This is a genomic window from Streptomyces cyaneochromogenes, assembly GCF_003963535.1.
Classification (GTDB): Bacteria; Actinomycetota; Actinomycetes; order Streptomycetales; family Streptomycetaceae; genus Streptomyces; species Streptomyces shaanxiensis.
Genome location: NZ_CP034539.1, coordinates 380,460 through 399,973 on the forward strand (window position 1 = coordinate 380,460; position 19,514 = coordinate 399,973).

Consider the following 19,514-nt stretch of genomic DNA (forward strand, 5'->3'; position numbering starts at 1 on the left):
GGGCCCAACCGCCCCAGTGCGTGTCCGTCAGAAGAGTTTGCGCGTCAGCCGTGTGGCCGCCGTGCCGTAGGCCACGCCGAACACCAGCGAGGCCGCCAGAGCTAGTACCGGGGAGTCGTCCCGCAGGTAGGGGTAGACGTGGAAGTGCGTCAGGTAGATGTACAGCGAGCTGCCCGCCAGGATGCCCGCGAGGCGGTTGAGGGGGTCCACGCTCGGCAGGGCCGGGATCCACAGCAGCAGGAGCAGGCCGCCCACCACGATCGAGGTCCGCAGGGGCTGCCCGCCGGGGAAGAGCCCCGGCACGGTCATCAACGCGACGGCGGTCAGCAGCAGCCGATGTCCCGTCGTACGGGCCCGCGCCGCGGCCCAGCCCAGTGCGAACAGGAAGAAGACGACGGTCGGGCTGAGGTGATGGCGGATGTGCGCGAGGTCCCAGGGGTCGTAGCGCCCGACAAGTCCCAGGGCGACCAGTGCCATGGCGAAACCGAAGGGGCTGTGCCGCTCCGCACGGTCGAGCAACGGCATCGCCAGCAGCACCGTCAGTCCGGTCAGGAAGTAGACCAGCGCCTCGACGAACCAGTACTGCCATTCCGGGTCGGAGTTGTCCTGAGCGAAGAGGCTGTTGGCCAACACGACGTTGGCCAGGTCGTATTCACGGGTCAGCAGCAGCGCGAAGGTGATCCACACGATGCTCGGTACGGCGATGCGCGCGATGCTGCGCCGCATCCGCCGCAGGCGCTCCTGGCGCTCGTGTGCGGTGAGGTGGAAGCGGGCGAAGTTGAAGCCGGCGACACCAAGCAGTACATGGGCACCGCCCTGGACGGTGAACACGGGGATGTGCGAACCCACGACGAGGACGATGCCCACCGCGCGCAGCGCGATGCCGGTCTCCAGGGTGCGCCGTAGCGGGCGCCTCGGACCGGTAGGGCCGTCCGTGCGGCGCGCGGCGTCCGGGTCGCGTAGGTCCCGGATCGGTGTGGTGTGCCAGTCGGCGGGCAGCTCTCCCAGCGTCTCTTCCAGCCGCAGCGACATCTCGACGTAGGACAGCGAGTCGCCGCCCAGACTCACGAAGCTGCTGTCCTCGGTGACATCCGTCCGGTCGAGTATCTCGGCGTAGAGAGCGCAGAGGTCATCGGTGTCGCGGCCGTGCCGGGTGGGCGGTGCTTCCGGCTCGCGCGCCAGCCGTCGTACGGCCTCGTAGTCGGCCTTGCCCGAGGCGAGTCGCGGGAGTTCGGGCACGGTCCGCGCCCGTATCGCGTGGGGCGGCAGACCACAGCCGTCCGCCACCAGCCGCCGGATGCGTGCCGCGTCGGCACCGCCGGCGGGGGTCGTGACCACGGCCAGCGTGTCGTCGTCGCCCGCGCAGAAGGCATGGATGCCGTGCTCCTCCAGGATGGCCTCGACGCGCTGCGGGTCTATGCGCAGTCCCAGGATCTTGGTGAACCGAGTCCGGCGTCCCACGATCTCGTACAGCCCGTCGGGGGCGCGCCGGGCGATGTCCCCGGTGCGCAGTTCCTCGACGGTGCGTCCCAGGGCGAGGTCCGCCGGACTCTCGGCGTAACCGAGCATGACGTTCGGGCCGGAGTAGACCAGTTCGCCGGTGTCCGGCTCGTCGATGCCGTCCACGGGTCGGAGCCTCAAGGAGCCGCCGGGGATGGGTACTCCGACGGCCTGCGGGCGCTCGGCCGCGCGGGCCGGGGGCAGATACGCCATGCGGGCCGTCGCCTCGGTCTGCCCGTACATCACGAACAGCTCCCAGCCCGCGCGGCGGCCCAACTCGACGTAGTGGCCGACCCGTTCGGGTGCCAGGCGCCCGCCGGCCTGGGTGATGTACCGCAGGTGGGGCAGTCGCATCTGCTCGAAGCCGACCCGGTCGAGCAGGTCGAAGGTGTACGGCACCCCGGCGAGCGAGGTGCCGCGGGCGGCGCGGAACTCCTCCCAGAAGTCGGTGTCGGCCACCGACCGGTCGGTGAGGAGCAAACCGGCGCCGCGCAGCAGATGGCTGTGGATGACGGACAGCCCGTAGCAGTAGTGCATGGGCAGGGTCGTGGCGGCGCGGTCGCTGTCGTGGATGCCCAGGTAGGTGGCGATGGACTCGGCGTTGGCCTGGAGGTTGTCGGCGGAGAGCCGGACCAGTTTCGGCGAGCCGGTCGAACCGGAGGTGGACAGCAGCAACGCCAGATCCGGGTGGAGGGTGTGGGCGCTCTCGGACCGCCGTTCGTCGAGCACCCAAGTGCCGTGGCCGTCCGGGCGCGCGACCACATCCGGGTCGTACGCGGCGGTCAACGCCTCTATGGTGCCCGTGCTGTCGCCGGGGACGAGCAGGACGGGGTGCCCGGCGGCCAGGGCCGCGAGGTGGACGACCAGGGCGTCGGCGCGGTTCGCCCCGGCCAGCAGGACCAGGCGGCGTACGGGGCCGAGGCGTTCGGCGGTGGCGGCGACCCGTTCCGCCAGTGAGCGGTAGCTGACCTCACCCGATGGCGTGATCAGCGCGGCGCGGTCGCCGTATGCCGCGAGGTGGCGTGCGAACGGCACCCCTCGCCGCCGTATGGGCGGTTGCGGGAACGGAATGGGGGCGATGCGCGGTATCGACGCTGTGAAAGGGGCCGAGAGAGGTGTGGACGGGTCTAGCACGGCGCGCGACCTTTCTGCGGCAGCGTCCGCAAATAACACAGGGCCCTTGACGGTTAGGCAAGCTTTACCTTATTCATAGCATGTTCACAGTTGGCTGGAAAGTATCGCTTCGCCGCTCGCTGACCGACGACGCGACCCGCGGCGTCACGGCGAGCCACGCAGGAAGGCACACCACATGCGACGCCCCTCGGCTCGCCGGATCACCGCGCTCCTCACGGCCGGTCTGCTCCTCCCCGCCCTCGCCGCCTGCGGCTCCGACAAGGGCGGCTCGGCGGACGGCGGCGACTCCGCCCTGGTCATCTACTCCGGTCGTAACGAGAAGCTGGTCAAGCCGATCCTCGACAAGCTGGAGAAGGCCGTCGGCAGCAAGGTCGAGGTGCGCTACGGCGACAGCGCCGAACTGGCCGCGCAGATCCTGGAGGAGGGCGACCGCACCAAGGCCGGGCTGTTCTTCTCGCAGGACGCGGGCGCGCTCGGCGCCCTGTCCAAGGAGGGCATGCTGGCGAAGCTGCCTCAGTCCAGCCTCGACGAGGTGGACCCGGCCTACCGGGGCAACGCCGGCGACTGGGTGGGGCTGTCGGGCCGCGTCCGCGTCATCGCCTACAACCCGGACAAGGTCGCCGAGGAAAAGGTCCCGGACAGCGTCCACGATGTGGTGAAGCCCGAGTGGAAGGGCAAGGTCGGCTTCGCCCCCACCAACGCCTCCTTCCAGACGTTCGTCACCGGCATGCGGGTCCTGGAGGGCGACGACGCCACGCGCGAGTGGCTCAAGGGCCTGAAGGCCAACGGCACGACGTACGCCAACAACCTGGCCACGCTCGACGCCGTCGAGGCCGGCGAGGTCGAGCTCGGTCTCGTGAACCACTACTACTGGTACGAGCGAGTCGCCGAGAAGGGCGCGGACAAGGTCAACGCCAAGCTCCACTTCCTGCCCGGCAAGGACCCCGGCGCGCTGATCAACGTGGCCGGAGTCGGCATCCTCAAGGACAGCGGCCAGACCGAGACCGCGCAGAAGGCCGTCGACTACCTGCTCTCCAAGGAGGCGCAGACCTACTTCGCCGACACGACGAAGGAGTACCCGCTGGCCGCGGGCGTCACCAGCAGCGTCGAGGGGTTGCCGGCGTTCGACTCGCTCCAGTCCCCCGACATCGACCTCGGCAAGCTGGAGTCCCTCCAGGAGACACTGGCCATGCTCCAGGAAGTCGGGCTGGTCTGACGATCGTGAGCCCCACGGAAACCGCGAGCACGGCGGAATCCGCGGAGCGTCCGGCCGGGGCACCTGCTCCGGCCGGGCGCCGGCGCGTGCGTACCGCCGCCCGCAGGGTCGACGCCGGTTCCAGCCGCAGACCCCCGCTGATCCTGCTCGTCCCCGCCTGTGTCGCCGCCCTGTTCGCCCTGCTGCCGCTCGGCTACCTCGCGGTCCGCGCGCTCGAACGCGGGCCGGGCTACGCCTGGGACGTCGTCGCCGACGAACGCACCCTCCAACTCCTGGGCCGCAGCCTCGGCCTGACAGTGGTCGTCGTGACGGCCTGCCTGATACTCGGCATCTCCCTGGCCTGGCTGACCGTGCGTACCGCCCTGCCCGGGGCGCGCGCCTGGGCGGTGCTGGCCACCCTGCCGCTCGCCGTGCCCAGTTATGTGGCCGCCTTCGCCTGGCTGGCCGCCGCGCCCGAGACCGCGGGGTTCACGGGGGCCGCGCTCGCGCTGACCCTGGTGAGCTTTCCGTACGTCCACCTGCCCGTCGCCGCGGCACTGCGCGGCATCGACCCCGCGCAGGAGGAGGCCGCCCGCTCCCTGGGCCATGGGCCCCTGCGCACCTTCGCCCGGGTCACCCTCCCCCAGCTCCGCCCGGCCGCCGCGGGCGGGGCGCTGCTCGTCGCCCTGTACGTGCTCTCCGACTTCGGCGCCGTCTCACTGATGCGGTACGACACGTTCACCCGCGCCATCCACACCTCCTACCGCGCCTCCTTCGACCGCACCCCGGCTGCCGCGCTCAGCGTCGTCCTGGTCGTGCTGACGGTGGCTCTGGTCGCCGGCGAGGCCCGCACCCGGGGCCGCGCGGGCCACGCCAGGACCGGCGGCGGGACGGCACGCCCGGCCATCCCGGTGCCGCTGGGGCGCTGGCGGATCCCCGCCCTCGCCTGGTGCACGGCGGTGGTGGCCGCCGCGGTCGCCTTCCCGCTGGGCACCCTCGGCTACTGGCTCGCCGTCGGCACCTCCGCGACCTGGGACCTCGGCGGGCTCACCGAAGCCGCCTCGGCCACCCTCGGTGTCGCCGCCGCCGGAGCCGCCCTGACGACCCTGCTCGCGCTTCCCGTCGGAGTGATCGCCGCCCGGCACCGGGGTCGCGGCGCCCGGCTGCTGGAGCAGGCCGCCTACGCCGGGCACGCACTGCCCGGCATCACGGTCGCGCTCTCCCTGGTCTTCTTCGCGGTCCGCTACGCCTATCCGCTCTACCAGCAACTCCCGCTGCTGGTCTGCGCGTACGCGGTCCTCTTCCTGCCGGTCGCGGTGGCTGCCACCCGGGCCGCCGTCCTGCAGGCGCCGCCCGTGCTGGAGGACGTGGCCCGCTCGCTCGGCCGGTCGCCCCTGCGGGTGCTGCGCGAGGTGACCGTGCCGCTGGCCGCGCCGGGCGTGGCGGCCGGGGCCGCCCTCACCTTCGTCGTCTGCATGAAGGAACTGCCCGCCACGCTGCTGCTGCGCCCCACCGGCATGGACACCCTGGCCACCCGTCTGTGGACCGAGACCGGAGCCGGGTCCTTCGCGGCCGCCGCGCCCTACGCCGCAGCCCTCATCCTGCTCGCCGCCGTCCCCTCCTACCTCCTGGGCAGGTCCCGCACATGAACGACCTCCACATCGAGCAGCTCACCAAGTCCTACGGCCCCGAGGCTCCCGTCCTCCAAGGGCTGGACCTCTCGGTGCCGGGCGGGTCGCTGGCCGCCGTGCTCGGGCCCTCCGGCTGCGGCAAGACCACCCTGCTGCGCATCGTCGCGGGGTTCCTGCGCGCCGACGCGGGCACGGTCACCGTCGGCGGGCGCACCCTGGCCGGCCCCGGCGTCCATCTGGCGCCGGAGCGGCGTCGCATCGGCATCGTCCCGCAGGAGGGCGCGCTGTTCCCCCATCTGAGCGTGGCGCGCAATGTGGCCTTCGGCCTGACCGGGCTCGATCGGGGGGAGCGGCGCCGCCGGATGGAGGAGATGCTCGACCTGGTCGGCCTCGCCGGGTACGGCGAGCGGATGCCGCACGAGCTGTCCGGGGGACAGCAGCAGCGCATCGCCCTGGCCCGGGCGCTCGCCCCACGCCCCGCGCTCGTCCTGCTCGACGAGCCGTTCAACGCCCTCGACAGCGCGCTGCGCACCGGGGTCCGGGCTGATGTGCGGGCCGCGCTGCGGGCGACCGGGGCCACGGCGCTGCTGGTCACCCACGACCAGCAGGAGGCTCTGTCCACCGCCGACCTGGTTGCCGTCGTGCGGCAGGGCCAAATCGCCCAGTGCGACACCCCGCAGGACCTTTACCGGCGGCCCGCCGACCCATGGGTCGCCGGTTTCGTGGGCGACGCCGTACTCCTCCAGGGCACGGTGGGCAACAGCGGCTCCACGGCCACCACACCGCTGGGAACCGTGGCGTTGGCCGCGCGACCGACGGACGGGCACACCGGCACGGTCGTACTGCGCCCCGAACAGCTGCGACTGACCGACGCGGACACGGCGGGGGCAGTGCGGGGCACGGTGACCGACGTGTGCTTCTACGGCCACGACGCCAAGGTGACCGTCTCCGTACAAGGCCTCGACGCCACGGTGGACGTCCGTGTGGCGGGCCCGCTGTCGGTCGGCCCCGGCGAGGAGACCGGCATCCACGTGACGGGCGAGGCCACGCTCCACGCGTAGGCGGGCAGTTGCTCAGCCCTCAGCCAGTGCTGCTGGGAATCACGCAGTTCTTCGGCTGTTCCCGGCCGGTGGGCCAGCCCAGTCCGACGAACCTCAGCTTGCCGGGGCCCTTCGGGCCCGGGTCCAACTCGACGACCGCGACCGGCTTGTCGTACGCGTTCCCGCCGCTGGTCAGGCATATCAGACCGCTCGTGCCCCGCACCCGGTGGCGGGACTGCAGCAACGACCACTGCCTGCCGACGTCCTCAAGGCTCGGCACCGCCTGGGCGCCGCCGCTCTGTGCCTGGTGCAGTGCCTTGCCGATGGTGACGAGGCCGTCGTACACGAGCATCGTCCGGGAGTCCTCCAGGTTCGGGTCGGCGCCGAGCTTCGTCTCCTCGCTGCGCGTGGTCTCGATCCACTTCCTCAAGGTGGCCAGGGCCGTCTTCGGCTCGGTGAGGTACTGGGGGAGTTCCTCGGGCATGGGCTCGCGGTCGTGGTCCGCCGCCCACTTCCTGTTCCAGGCGGCGAGCTCGGCGTCCCAGGCGTCCGGGTGCGCGGGGGCGGCGTACTGCACCGTCACCTTGGCCTTGCCGTCCTCACCGCGCAGCTGTGCCCAGTCCTTCTGCGACATGGCCTGCCGCAGCGAGGCGGCGTCGGAACCGCTGACGACGGTGTAGTGGCGGTCCTTGCAGCCGACCTGGGCCAGCTTGAGGGCGAAGATCCGCAGGTGCAGGGTGCGCCCCGCGAAGTAGACGGTGTCGGCCTCGGAGTCGCAGATGTTGTTGGCGATCTGGGTGAACTGGTTGCCGGTCGAGCCCGGCTCGTCGATCGCCGGGGACTCGAAGGACATCGCGGCGGGACCGGGCGGGCCCTTCTCCTCGATCCCGCTGAACGCCTGCGCCAGCGAGTCGGTGTAGCTGTCGTCGCGCTTGTCGTAGACGAGCACCGTCTTGAGGTTCTCCCGGCCCCGTTCGCCGTTGAACTTGGCCAGCGCCTGGGCCGCGTCGTGGTTGGTGGGGATGATCCGGGCCAGGCCGGGGAACTTCAGCTTCGCCATCCCGTCCGCCCCGTCTTTGTTCGCGATCCCGTCCCCACTGATCCGCGAGGCGAGCACCGGGACCTCGTGCTCCGTCAGGCGTGCGACGGCTTCCTCTGTGGCATCCAGGCTGAGGTTGAAGCCGGTCACCGCCCGCAGCCGCTCTGTGTCCGAGGCGGCCATCCGCAGCAGGGTGTCCACGACCTCGGTCTGCTGCCCGTAGTTCCGCCCGGGGTTGGCGAGCACCAGCCGGATCTTCGGCGGTTCCCCCTCGCCCTCGTTGGCCTGCCGCTGCCCCAGATACGCGCCCTGGAGGTCGCTGCGCATCTGGCGGCGCAGCGCCGCCTTGTCCGACTGGAGCGGCAGCATCACCGCCACCGTGACATGCGGCTGGCCCTCGATCCTCTCGTTCTCGTCCGCGATGGCCCGGGCCACGTCGCGTATCTCCGGCGTGCCGAAGTCGTAGCCGTCGCCGTTGACGCCGATGCACTCGCCGTCGATCCGCTCGACCCCGTCGGTGCAGGTGTCCGGTTCCCGGGCGATGGACCAGACGAGCCAGGCGCACACCGTGGCCGCCCCCACGGTCAGCAACGTGTAGAGGAACTTCTTCCACCTTGGCATCCCGTTACCTCCTTCGCCCGAGCTGACCGGTACAGGTGCAGCGCAGCAACGGCTGCTCGTTCTCCGCCAGGCCGCTCCACTCGGTGGCCGTCTTGTCGAGCTCTCCCGCGCCGTCGAAGTCCATGATCGAGAGTCGCTCCAGCAACTTGGCGAGCGTGCCGGCCGTCTCCTTTCCGGTCGGCCTGGTCCGCTCCTCGCACAGCCACACCGCGTGCAGCAACTGGTCGACGCTGCGGCGCAGCGCCGGTCCGTCCACGGTCACCAGGCCCTGAGCGCGCTCGCGCCGGGCGTCCGCCCCACCGGGATACGGCGCCTGGGCGATCTCCAGCAATTCCGCGCACCACTCCTCGGAGCGACCGGGCAGCGTGGCGGCCAGATGGCCGACCACGTCGTCCACGCCGCCGGAGACCAGGTGGTGGTTCATCCGGTGCGCCGTGACCGTGCGGAACGCCCCGCCGACCGGCGCCCCCTCGCCGACCGCGCGTCCCGCGTAGTGGTCCCGCAGCAGGTGGTGGTCGGCGTACCAGGCGCCGCCGCCGTCACGCAGCCCGTACAGCCGGTGCACCAGCAGCTGGCGCAGCCCGAAGTCGCCGATGAAGTGCCGCTCGCAGCCGGGCCATCCGGTGTCGATGAGCAGCTGCGATATCTGATGCGCTGTCAAGTGGTGGACCCGGCCCGACTGATGATGCCGGAGCAGGACGTTCGCGCACTCCTCGTCGTGTGCCACCGACAGATGGGTGAGCAGGTCGAGCCACTGGTCACGGTGTACGTCCGGCAGCCGAACCGGCAGCTGATCGAGGATCAGCTCCTCCAGCAGTACGTCCGCCACCGGCCGTTCGAGGCCGCCGTTGCCGGGGAGTCGTAACGGGGCATCGAGTATGTCCCGGTCATTGGAGTCCGCCGGCATGCGGAACGCGGCTGCGGCCGCCGCCAACCGGATCACCGTATGGGGCCGTCCGCCGCTCAGCCGTGCCACGGCGGCGTCGATACGGCGGCGATTCGCGCCGCCCTCCGGCTCCGCGCGCTGCTGTCGGCGCTGGGTCTCCCGGCGGAGCTGGTCGCCGGTGAGAAGCGGCATGCGCAGCAGGAGTACCCCGTCGGCCAGCGGCGCCTGGTCCGCTCCCGCGCCTGTGCGCCGCGACCAGTCGGGAGGGCCGCCGTCGGCGGGCCGGAACTCCGCCGGGGTGACCACCTGCTGCTGTGGCACGCCGCCGTGGAGGAAGACGCCTCCGTCCGCCCGGCGCGCCGTACCCACGATCACCACGCGGTCGCGCTGCCCGCTCCGGCGGTCGGTGAGCACGGCGCGCAGCAACCGCTCCCCCAGCGGCGACTCGGCGTGGCCCAGCAGCAGCCCCGGGCGGCCCACCCGGCGCAGCCAGCCGACCGGAGAGGCGTACGCCGCCTCGAGGTCCTCGCGCAGCGCCCGGAAGAGGAAGCTCTCCGCCAGTTCCCGGTCCTCGCCACCGGCCTGGAAGTCGGCGGCGAGGTTACGCAGGCCGTGGCCGGACTGACCGGCGGCGCCGGGATACGCGCCGTAGATCCGCTCCAGCTCCGCCCTGCCCCGGGGTGCCAAGCGGTCGAAAATAGCGCCCAGCAGCGCGTTGCTCACCGCCGCCGAGTACGGGCCGAGCACTTGCCCGGACAGGGTGCCCAGCAGGTTCTGGATGGTTCCGCCGAGCACGCCCCGCCAGAAGTCACCCGCTCCCAGGCCGCGGAAACGCTGCCGCTGGGGCAGCATCTCGTATCGCTCGATCTCCGTCGCGACCGCGCTGGGGCTGCCGTCCCCGACACCGGTCGCGACCATCGCGAGGCCCGTGAACAGGCGGGGGAAGGCGAACGAGCCGCCCGTCCCCTGCCAGGTGGACAGCCGCCGGGCGGCCTCGACCAGGGCCTCCGTCGCGGCCGAGCGGGCGCCCGGCTCCGGCTGCGCCCGGTCCGCGTACACCGGCGAGCCGCAGTCCAGATGGATCACGGGCACCTTGGTGGCGAAACCGTCCCGCACCGCGCGCAGCAACCGCGCCTTGCCCATGCCCGGTCCACCGGTGAGCAGCACCACGGGAAGATCGGGGCCGTACAGCGGCTCCCGGCCGGCACCCGACGGTGACCGCGCGAACAGACGCGCGAAGAAGCCCTCTTCTCCGAGGAGTTTCTCGAACCCCAGGTCTTCACACACGGACCCCCCATGAAGAGCTCGCCCGCTCGGGAGCGGATGACCGGTGACCGATGTGCCAGAAAACAATCAGTGGAACACGAGTCCTTCTGTCGGACAACGATGCCTACGTGGAAAAGCAACGGAGCTTATATGGAAGGGGAGTTGAGATGACAGCTCGTATCGCCGCAGTCGGCGTCTCCGGCCATTGCTGCGCCGGGGCCGAACTGCCGCTGCACGTCCTGTGGCGCGTCACTGCCGCCGAATGGCAGTAATCACCCATAGATTGGACATGGGATGTCCAGACGTACGGATAAAATGAAGGGCCCTCTATGTCGTCGAGACTTCGCGTACGCCCGAGAGCCGACCTCGCCGTATGCGTCGCCATGGCGACCGCGGCGATCCTTCCCGGCCCCGCGCAGGCCCTGCCCGCCAAAGCCGCGCCGCAGTTCGAGCAGCGGGTCATCTTCAGGGCGTCCCAGGATCCCGGCTACGCGTGCTTCCGGATTCCGTCGATCGTGCAGACCACCCGAGGCACGCTCCTCGCGTTCGCCGAGGGCCGCGTGCGCACCTGCGGTGACGCGGGGGACATCGACATCGTGCTGAAACGCTCGACCGACGGCGGCCGCACCTGGGGACCGCTCCAGGTCGTCAGCGAGGGCGCCGGCGACACCCACGGCAACCCGGCCCCGATCGTGGACCGCACGACCGGCCGCATCCTGCTCCCCCAGACGCACAACCCGGCCAGTGCGGACGGCACCAGCTGTGCCGTCCCGTGCGCCCGCCGCCCCCATCTGCAGTACAGCGACGACGACGGCAGCACCTGGACCCGGCCGCGCGACCTGAGCGCGCAGATCAAGCCCCCGCACTGGAACTCCTGGTACGCCACCGGCCCCGTCCACGGCATCCAGCTCACCCGCGGCAGCCACCCCGGCCGGCTGGTCTTCAGCGTCAACACCGAGACCTGGAACGGCAGCCGGGTCACCGCCAATCACGCGGCCCTCATCAGCAGCGACGACGGCGGTAACACCTGGCGACGTCGCGCCACCGACTCCTGGCTCATCGCCACCGACGGCACCTTCCGCCAGAAGCCGTCCGAAGTCACCCTCACCGAGCACACCGACGGCACCATCCTGGTCAGCGGCCGCGAGCAGGACGGCACCGATCTGGGCCACCGCGCCCAGACCTTCAGCCGGGACGGCGGAGACAGCTTCGCCACCCGGTTCCGTTCCCTCCCGGACCTCTACACGCCGCAGGTCCAGGGAGCGACGCTGCAGCTGGGCAACCGCATCCTGCTGTCCTGCCCCGGCGATCCGGACCGCCGCCGGACGATGATGATCCGCTCCTCCTACGACGGCGGCGCCACCTGGGAGAGCGTGGACCGCGGCACCGTCGTGACCCAGGACTGGTCGGGCTACTCCGACATGGTGCACATCGGCGGCGGCGTGGTGGGACTGATGTACGAGGGCGGCACCGTCGACGCCCGTGACGAGATCCGCTTCGCCCGCTTCAACGAGGAATGGCTCACGCCGCGCCGCGGCCCCGACCCGACCACGGCCGACAACGCCCCGTCCGCCCAGCGCGCATCCGTGCTCGGCGGGGCCTCGCCCACGGTCGGCGTATTCGGCGGCGCCCTGGCCTTCGACGGAAACGACGACGCGGTGCGCCTGCCGTTCCGCACCCAACTGCCCCTCGGCACCCAGAACTTCACCGCATCCCTGTGGTTCCGCTACACCAGTCGCACCGGCGAGCAGCCACTGCTGTGGATGGGCGGCATCGGCGGCAGCCAGCCCCAGATCTGGCTGCGCGGCGAACCAGCGAGCAACCGGGTGCGCGCCCTGATGACGGTGCGCAGCGGCGCGACGGTCGTACGGTCGGCGTCCGTCAGCACCACGGCCGCGCACAACGACGGCCGGTGGCACCACCTCGCCCTGCGCCGCGGCGGCGGACGTCTCACCCTGTTCATCGACGGCAGCCCGATCAGCACAGCGGACGTGGCCGGATCCGTCAGCCGCAACTCGCCGTTCGGGGTGCACATCGGCCAGCGCATGGACAGCCGGGCCTTCTTCACCGGCGCCATCGACGAGGTCCGGCTCTGGAACCGGGCCCTCACCGATGCGGAGCTCACCCGCGTACGCCAGACGAACACCGGCCCGTCCTCGAACACCGTGGTGTGGCTGCCCATGAGCCAGGTGACCGCAGGCGGCTGACATCCCGGAGCCTGCGCGCCAAGCACTTTTCAACGCAACCTGCTCTGTTGTCCGTCGTCGAGTGTGGGCAACAATGCCCGCACAGATGACAAGGGGGCGGCGTGGACCGGGATGTCACCAAGGCCTGGTGGGCAGGGCTCGTCACCTGCATGGCTGTCGCCGTGCTGGGGTCGGTCGCTCTCTCGCTCCTGACCTCGATTTTTCTCATGGGTCTGCCTCACGGCTGGGAGACAGCAACGTCCTGGGCCGACATCCGGCTGCGCTTTTCATGGATCGCCGGCGTCCTTGTCCCGGTCACCGTCGGCACCTACCTCGTGAACCGGCTCTCTCACCGCGGCCGGACCCCGACGCATGGTGCCGACCGACCCGGCCCCGCTGAGCGTGGCGGCCGGCATCGTTGACCTTGCGGGAACACCCGCCAACATCGTCTCCCCCTTCCGTTCCGCCGAATTCCCAGCCCCCGCAGCCGATCGCGTGGTCAACTGTGGCCGTACCCCACCCCCATTGACCACACCGGAGCTGCCTTGCCCATCCGCATCACTGCCCTCACCGACCCCGACCGCACCGCTTCCGGCTATCGCCTCGCATGGCTGGCGAGCGGTGATGACGGCGAACCGCTCGGGTCCGCGTTTCTACGGATGTTCACCCGCGAGGGCCAGGAACACCTGGCCGAGCTTCAGTTGAACGTGCACACGGCGGAGCGGCGCAAGCGGGTCGGGTCGCGGCTCCTCGAGACGGTCGTGGCGGCCGCGCGGGCAGAGGGTCGGCGGTCGGTGATCGCGCAGGCCGACGCGGGCACGCCGGGCGATCACTTCCTTGCCGCGCGTGGCTTCCGCAGGGTGCTGACACTGACGTATGCCCGCCTTGCGCTGGACGAGTTGGACACTGGCAAGGCCGACGAGATCAACGCGCTCGTCGAGCAGCCGCACCCTGGCTACCGTCTCGCGTCATGGCGCGGCACCGTCCCCGAGGAACTGGCCAAGACCTTCGCCGACTCGCGCCGCGCGATGGACGACATGCCGATGGACGACACCGATTACGGCGTCGTGGCCTGGGACGTCGAGCGGGTCCTGGCCGCCGCCAAGGCCATCGCCGACCGCGGGGAGCTGCTCACCACGGTCGTCGCCGTCGACGAGTCGGACAGCTCGATCGTCGGCTTCTCGGAACTCGTCGTGCCAGGCGACGGCAAGGGCGAAGGGCAGCACTACGGCACCGGCGTACTCCCCGAGCACCGCGGCCACGGCCTCGGCCGCTGGATGAAGGCCGAGATGATCCGCGTCGCCCGCGCCAACCACCCCGAACTCGCCGGCCTGATCACCGATACGGCGAACAGCAACACACACATGCGGCGCATCAACGACGCACTGGGGTACGTCCCCACGCACCAGGCCCTGGAGTACCAGCTCAACCTTTGAGGCCATGCTGCCGGGGGCCTACAGCACTCGGGTGGTGTACGCGTCGTTGCCCGGCGTGATGGTGGTGAAGCCGCGCATCGGAGACCAGGTCGTGCCCCCGTCGGCGCTGCCCTCGACCCAGATCTCGTCGCCGGGCGCGCCGCCGGTGATGCGACCCCCGGCGCACTGGGTGGTGCTGTTGTGGCGCAGCTCCACGGTGCGGCCGAAGACGGTGGTCGACTTGGCCGTTCAGGCGCCCGCTGTGTTGAGTTCCGTACCGTCGCCGCAGGAGGTGTCGTTCTCCGCGCCGGCCGGTGTGCCGCCCATCTCCGGGAGGCACACTGGCCGGCGCACATGCGTGATCGCGGCGGCCAGCGAGCCGGCGGCAGCTTCTAGGATCTGCGGCATGGCAACACGACTTGTGCAGATCAATATGAAGGCCCAGGACGACTCCGTGCTCGGCCGGTTCTGGGCGGAGGCACTCGGCTGGGGTGTCGACAGCGAGGGACCCGGTGTGACCAACCTCGAACCCGTGGGGTTCGCCTACCCCGACCCCGCGGCCGTCTGCATCGACATCGTCGCCCGCCCGGAACCCAAAACGGTCAAGAACCGGGTGCACGTTGATCTGGCCACCACCTCGACCGCCCATCAGGCGGAGTTGGTCGCACGCCTGAAGGATCTCGGCGCGACGCTCGCCGACGTGGGTCAGGGCAACGTCCCCTGGACGGTCATGGCCGACCCGGAGGGCAATGAGTTCTGTGTCCTGGAGCCCCGCCCGATCTACCGGAACACCGGGCCGATCGCCGCGGTGGTGGTCGACTGCACCGACCCACGAGAGATGGCCCGGTTCTGGGGCGAGGCGATGGACTGGACCCTGCACGAGGTCACCGACGACCACGCGACCATGCGCTCCGCCAAAGGCGTCGGCCCCTACCTGGAGTTCCTCCGCAACCCCGACACCAAGAGCGTGTGGAACCGCGTCCACCTTGACGTCTGCCCCTACCCCTGTGACGACCTGGAAGCAGAGGCGGCCCGACTGCGTGCCCTGGGAGCCGCCGACCCGGGTATCGACCAGTCCGCCATCTCCTGGACGGTTCTGGCCGACCCGGAGGGCAACGAGTTCTGCCTCCTCACCCCTCGCTGACGGCACCACCCGCGGGCCCTCGGCCACCAAGGACACTCCGCCCGCCCCCGGAACAGGCAGTCCATCGGGCGGCCGCCCCTGTGACGCCCGGTCAGGTCAGGCATGAATGGGGAGACCCATCGAGCATGTGGGGTGACTCCCCATCAGGGGCGGCCGTATTCAACGAGCCTCATCATGGCCGGGCCAGGCGGCGGTTGCGCATCAGGTGGGCGAAAGGCGCTCGACGATCCACCGCTTGGGCACCACCACGAACCCCACCGCGTCCAGCATCGCCCGGTGGCAATACGCCTCCGGCTGCCCGCCCCCGACCCGCAGCGGGCCGGGCACCGGCAGCAGCAGCCGGACCACAGCCCACCCCGTGTCCGTCAGTCCGAGGGATACCGCCGAAGACGTTCCGGTGATCGGCCGCATTCCCGAACCGGTGAGCGACACAATCACACGTCGGTGCGGCCGAGTTGAGTTCCAGTTGAGTTCCAGTTGAGTTCCACCGACGCGAGCACATACTGCGGCAACAGGGTCTCCTGGATCTCGGTTGGCTTCGCAACCTCGAACCCGAGAGGCCCTGCCTTCATGCCCGCAGCCTCCGGCCAGGACGGCACATGAGCGTCAGGAATTCACGCTCGCCCGGTCGGACTCGCTGCGCAGAACGCAGAATTCGTTGCCCTCGGGATCAGCAAGGATCACCCAGCCTGAACCATCGGGATCGCGGTGATCGGCGACAAAGGCGGCACCGAGGTCCAGCAGCCGGTCCACCTCCTGGTCGCGCGAGGTCTCGGGGCGCAGACACAGGTGGATCCGGTTCTTGATCGTCTTGGCCTCGGGTACCTGGTTGAAGTACAGCACTGGGCCCTCCGCCAGCAGCACCTGCGTCTCCCGGTCACCCGGCCTGGCCTCCGGATCGAGCGGACGGCCTGTCACATTGCTCCAGAACCGAGCCAGCTCGTAGGCATCCGCACAGTCGATCGCCACGTTCTGCAATACCGAGACCATGCCCACGAGCCTTCCTGATCTCCACGCCGAACGCCACCGAGTTGCCCCGTGGCTTGGCCTCGTCGTATCTGCCCTCGGGGACCGATGGCCCAGGCTCGGGCCCCATGACGCCCCAGCCGCCGACTCACCACCCAAGTGCGGGCATGGCGATCTCTTGTACCGGGGATCCATAGAAGCACGTGCTGGGGGAGCATACGGGGGGATATGTCATGGTGCCGGAATTCGCCGCGCCCGCGGCCACTGACGGCGGCGGCTTCTGGGAGGGTTTCTGGGAACAGAGCGGCGGCACAGCCGTGTGGGTGCTCGGCATCTTCGCGGTCATCGTGGTCATCGTCGCCGTACGCCTGGGGTCCGGGCTGCTGTTACGGCACCGGAGCAGCCGGCTGCTGCCGGTGGTGGTGTGCGAGGACCGCGGTCTTCTTGGCAGTCAGGGCAACGGTCACCGGGGCAACGGCAACGGCAACGGGCCCGGCGGGGCGGGCCACGGCCAGCAGTCCGCGCGTACCGGGGAACTGGCCGCCCACATCACGGAGCACATGGCCGCCGACGGGCTCGGCCCGCGCGTCCTGACTCCCGGAAGCGGCACCACCACCGGCCCCGACCCGGTCCCGGAGACCGCCTCCTCCCCGCACGGCTGGGTGGACGTGATGAAGCGCCTCGCCTTGTTCCAGCCCCGGGCGTACCACGTGATGCTGCACTGCCTGTCGGCCGGCAATGCGCACCCTCGCTTCTCGGTACGGATTCTGTACATGCCCAAGAACATCGTGGTGGCCGCCGCCGTCGTGGAGGGCGAGCCCATCAGGCTCTGGGCGACGGCCGAGGAGAGGCGCAGGCGCGACAAGAACCTGTACGAGCGGATCGCCTGCTACTGCACCGTCAAGATTCTCGGCGACCCGCGCTCGCAGGACCGCATCCCTCGCTGGGAGAGCTGGGGTGACGACCTCGACTCCTACCGCTTCTACCGCATGGGCATCAGGGCCCAGGAGAAGGCACTGGCCGCGAAGAAGCGCAACGACCCCGCTCAGGAGCGCGCCCACTACCGGCACGCCCTCAAGCACTACGACGATGCCGCGGGGCTGGTCCCCGGCAACCTCACGGTTCGGCTCCAGCAGGCCGGTGTCCGCGAACTCATCGGCCAGGACCACGGCGCGGAGGAACCCGCCACCCACATCCGGCGTGCCATCGAGATCTACGAGGACTGCGTCCAACTGTGGCCCGAACACGTCGAGACCGCCTACCGGCTGTCCATCGCCTGCGCCGAGCAGAACCGGGGCCGAGACCGGAACCGGAACCCGGACCTGGGGCAGGCAAACCACTGGCCGGCCGACTACGAACGCGCTTCGCGCGAGCACCTGAAGCTGCTCCTGAAGCGCCTGTCCTGGCCGGTCATGGTCCGCCGCTACGCCCGCACCTGGCTTCCGGGCCGCCGCAACCTCGGCGAACGGCGTTACTGGCGACAGTGGTTCAGCTTCGAGCGGCCCCACCCCTCGCTGCGCACCCGCCGCCGTTCCTTCCTCGCTGCCGTGCGGATCGCCGAGGCCGCCGAGGAACTGCGGATGAACCGCCAGCCGGAGCCCGACAGGCTGCGGGAGGCTTTCAACACGGTGGCCAAGGAGGTGACCGGCGGCGTGTGGGCTCGCTGGGGCTGGCTGTGGGGCGGCCCGGACTGGGGTATACGCCGCCTGCTCCACGCCGACCACCGGCTCGGCCGCGGCCACGCGGGGCACGAATTCCCCGAGCCGACAGGATGGCGCCGGCGAGCGCGCATACGTACCCACGCCGAGGCGCTGATCGCCGGGCCGTCACCGCGGCACCGCGTGCCCACCCGCGCCTCCACGGGATATCTCGTCTACTACAACGCTGCCTGCTTCCTCAGTCTGGCACTGCGTGTGCAGCCCCCTGCGGGCTCCACGACCTGGTCCGGCGACGAGTGGCGCGAGGACTGCGCCAGAGCCGCCGTGGCCCACCTCAACAGCAGCCTGCGGGTCACCCGCAGCCAGTTCTCCGCGGCCTGGGCCGAACGCGACACCGACCTGCGGCCGCTGTTCACCGGCCGCCTGGGTGACGAGCCTGCGGCCCCTCGGCGCTGGGGCCGGATCGGGCGCAACTGGGCCGGTTTCGCGGGGATCGACGGCACGGACTGACGGGACGGGCTGACGGGACGGGCTGACGGCACGGGCTGACGGCACGGGCTGACGGCACGGGCTGACGGCACGGGCTGACGGGTTCGACATCCGCGCCGGCGGGGCCGGCAGTCCCAGTCCGGGAGCGGCCTCAACCGTGGCACACCGTGGCAAGGAGCCGAGTCCTCGCGCGTGGCTGAATCCGCACCTTTTTCGGTCCGGTGCTCGGATCCGGCCGGCATAACAGGCAGCGAATGGGCACGTCGAGCGGACAAGCGGGCAGCGATCTTCTGCGCCCCGGGGCCCTTCACCGCATTGTCCAGGGGCTCCGCATTCCGGAATCCGGGCACATTCGGTCATGAACTGCTTTACGACGAACCTGGTCAGTATGCGCAATCGCCCTATAGAAATTTGGCCACCAGAGCCCGAACGGGCCGGGCTCCGGAAAACAGCCGGCGCGGGCACGACGCGCAGAGCCGTGAAACGGAGGTGTCGCCGTGGACGCCGAGGAACGAAGACGCGGAATTCTGGAAACGGCACGCCGCTCGGGATCCGTGGACGTAGGAAGGCTCGCCGCCGACCTCGGGGTCTCCAAGGAGACCGTGAGACGTGATCTGAACCTTCTGGAGGGGCACGGCCTCGTCCGACGTACCCACGGCGGTGCCCATCCCGTGGAGAGCGCCGGCTTCGAGACCACGCTCGCTTTCCGTACCACCATGCACGTCCCCGAGAAGTCCCGGATCGCGGCCGCCGCGGCCGAACTGCTCGGGGACGCCGAGACCGTCTTCATCGACGAGGGCTACACCCCGCAGCTCATCGCCGCCGCCCTTCCCCGCGACCGGCCACTGACCATGGTCACCTCCTCGCTGGTCACGGCAGGTGCCCTGACTTCCACCGAGAACGTCACCGTGCTGCTGCTCGGCGGCCGGGTGCGTGGCGGGACGCTGGCCACGGTCGACCACTGGGCGACCCGCATGCTGTCCGGCTTCGTCATCGACCTGGCGTACGTCGGCGCGAACGGCATCTCCCGCGAGTACGGACTCACCACCCCGGATCCCGCGGTCAGTGAGATCAAGTCCCAGGTCCTCCGGAACGCAAGGCGCCGCATCTTCTCCGGAGTCCACACGAAGTTCGGTGCCGTGAGCTTCTGCCGCTTCGCGGCCGTCACGGAGTTCGAGGCGATCGTCACCGACGCCGGGCTGTCCGCCTCCGAGGCACACCGCTACTCGCTGCTGGGCCCCGAAGTCATCCGGGTCTAGAGCGGCGCCGCGGTTCGCCTCCCCTTTCACTCGCTTTCCGATCCCCTTTCAACTCTCGCAAGCCGGGGGCCTGGTTCCCCACGCC

General features: G+C 70.7%; 16 protein-coding genes. 9 read left to right on the forward strand and 7 right to left on the reverse strand.

Annotated features, from left to right (window positions below; genetic code table 11):
* Positions 1 to 27 precede the first annotated feature (27 nt).
* Complete coding sequence (locus tag EJ357_RS01495) at positions 28 to 2,535, reverse strand: AMP-binding protein (RefSeq protein WP_228472899.1); 2,508 nt, start codon at positions 2,533 to 2,535, stop codon at positions 28 to 30.
* Positions 2,536 to 2,809: 274 nt separating this feature from the next.
* Between EJ357_RS01495 and EJ357_RS01500 the strand changes: the two genes are divergently transcribed.
* From EJ357_RS01500 to EJ357_RS01510, 3 genes are read left to right on the forward strand one after another with little or no spacing between them, the layout of a single operon-like run.
* A complete protein-coding gene (locus EJ357_RS01500) occupies positions 2,810 to 3,850 on the forward strand; it encodes an iron ABC transporter substrate-binding protein (protein WP_126387844.1) in 1,041 nt (346 codons plus the stop codon).
* A 5-nt stretch (positions 3,851 to 3,855) separates the two neighbouring features.
* Complete coding sequence (locus EJ357_RS01505) at positions 3,856 to 5,478, forward strand: ABC transporter permease (RefSeq protein ID WP_126387846.1); 1,623 nt, start codon at positions 3,856 to 3,858, stop codon at positions 5,476 to 5,478.
* Positions 5,475 to 6,521 carry an ABC transporter ATP-binding protein gene (locus tag EJ357_RS01510; protein ID WP_126387848.1) on the forward strand — a complete coding sequence of 349 codons (1,047 nt, stop codon included), beginning with the start codon at positions 5,475 to 5,477 and terminating at the stop codon, positions 6,519 to 6,521. The genes EJ357_RS01505 and EJ357_RS01510 overlap by 4 nt, the downstream gene beginning before the upstream one ends.
* A gap of 19 nt (positions 6,522 to 6,540) precedes the next feature.
* On the opposite strand, the gene EJ357_RS01515 is transcribed toward EJ357_RS01510, so the two are convergent.
* Positions 6,541 to 8,160: an ABC transporter substrate-binding protein gene (locus tag EJ357_RS01515; RefSeq protein WP_175647263.1), complete on the reverse strand. Its 1,620-nt coding sequence runs from the start codon at positions 8,158 to 8,160 to the stop codon at positions 6,541 to 6,543.
* Between the two features lie 4 nt (positions 8,161 to 8,164).
* Positions 8,165 to 10,333: a hypothetical protein gene (locus EJ357_RS01520; protein WP_126387850.1), complete on the reverse strand. Its 2,169-nt coding sequence runs from the start codon at positions 10,331 to 10,333 to the stop codon at positions 8,165 to 8,167.
* Positions 10,334 to 10,641: 308 nt separating this feature from the next.
* Between EJ357_RS01520 and EJ357_RS01525 the strand changes: the two genes are divergently transcribed.
* The 3 genes from EJ357_RS01525 to EJ357_RS01535 all read left to right on the forward strand — a co-directional run bounded on the left by EJ357_RS01525 (position 10,642) and on the right by EJ357_RS01535 (position 13,934).
* On the forward strand, positions 10,642 to 12,519 hold the full coding sequence (locus EJ357_RS01525) for a sialidase family protein (RefSeq protein ID WP_126387852.1): 1,878 nt from the start codon (positions 10,642 to 10,644) through the stop codon (positions 12,517 to 12,519).
* A gap of 101 nt (positions 12,520 to 12,620) precedes the next feature.
* Positions 12,621 to 12,920: a hypothetical protein gene (locus tag EJ357_RS01530; RefSeq protein WP_126387854.1), complete on the forward strand. Its 300-nt coding sequence runs from the start codon at positions 12,621 to 12,623 to the stop codon at positions 12,918 to 12,920.
* Between the two features lie 123 nt (positions 12,921 to 13,043).
* The gene (locus EJ357_RS01535; protein ID WP_126387856.1) at positions 13,044 to 13,934 is read left to right on the forward strand and encodes a GNAT family N-acetyltransferase; all 891 of its coding nucleotides are present in this window, start codon (positions 13,044 to 13,046) and stop codon (positions 13,932 to 13,934) included.
* A gap of 18 nt (positions 13,935 to 13,952) precedes the next feature.
* On the opposite strand, the gene EJ357_RS47930 is transcribed toward EJ357_RS01535, so the two are convergent.
* Positions 13,953 to 14,129, reverse strand: a complete 177-nt coding sequence (locus tag EJ357_RS47930; RefSeq protein ID WP_145978900.1) for a lipase maturation factor family protein — start codon at positions 14,127 to 14,129, stop codon at positions 13,953 to 13,955.
* 33 nt (positions 14,130 to 14,162) lie between these two features.
* Entirely contained in the window at positions 14,163 to 14,321 is a 159-nt protein-coding gene (locus EJ357_RS48045) for a hypothetical protein (protein WP_175647264.1), read from the reverse strand.
* On the opposite strand from EJ357_RS48045, the gene EJ357_RS01540 reads away from it, so the two are divergent.
* On the forward strand, positions 14,320 to 15,057 hold the full coding sequence (locus EJ357_RS01540) for a VOC family protein (protein WP_126387858.1): 738 nt from the start codon (positions 14,320 to 14,322) through the stop codon (positions 15,055 to 15,057). The genes EJ357_RS48045 and EJ357_RS01540 overlap by 2 nt on opposite strands.
* A gap of 201 nt (positions 15,058 to 15,258) precedes the next feature.
* Here EJ357_RS01540 and EJ357_RS01545 read toward each other — a convergent pair whose 3' ends face one another.
* Together EJ357_RS01545 and EJ357_RS01550 are read right to left on the reverse strand one after the other, a co-directional pair.
* The gene (locus tag EJ357_RS01545; protein WP_228472900.1) at positions 15,259 to 15,468 is read right to left on the reverse strand and encodes a transposase; all 210 of its coding nucleotides are present in this window, start codon (positions 15,466 to 15,468) and stop codon (positions 15,259 to 15,261) included.
* A 195-nt stretch (positions 15,469 to 15,663) separates the two neighbouring features.
* Positions 15,664 to 16,047 (reverse strand): VOC family protein, encoded by a 384-nt coding sequence (locus EJ357_RS01550; RefSeq protein ID WP_126399074.1) that lies wholly within the window; start codon positions 16,045 to 16,047, stop codon positions 15,664 to 15,666.
* A gap of 209 nt (positions 16,048 to 16,256) precedes the next feature.
* Here EJ357_RS01550 and EJ357_RS01555 point away from each other — a divergent pair, with 209 nt between their 5' ends.
* Together EJ357_RS01555 and EJ357_RS01560 are read left to right on the forward strand one after the other, a co-directional pair.
* On the forward strand, positions 16,257 to 18,191 hold the full coding sequence (locus EJ357_RS01555; RefSeq protein ID WP_126387860.1) for a tetratricopeptide repeat protein: 1,935 nt from the start codon (positions 16,257 to 16,259) through the stop codon (positions 18,189 to 18,191).
* Between the two features lie 476 nt (positions 18,192 to 18,667).
* Complete coding sequence (locus tag EJ357_RS01560; RefSeq protein WP_126387862.1) at positions 18,668 to 19,429, forward strand: DeoR/GlpR family DNA-binding transcription regulator; 762 nt, start codon at positions 18,668 to 18,670, stop codon at positions 19,427 to 19,429.
* The last annotated feature ends 85 nt before the right edge of the window (positions 19,430 to 19,514 follow it).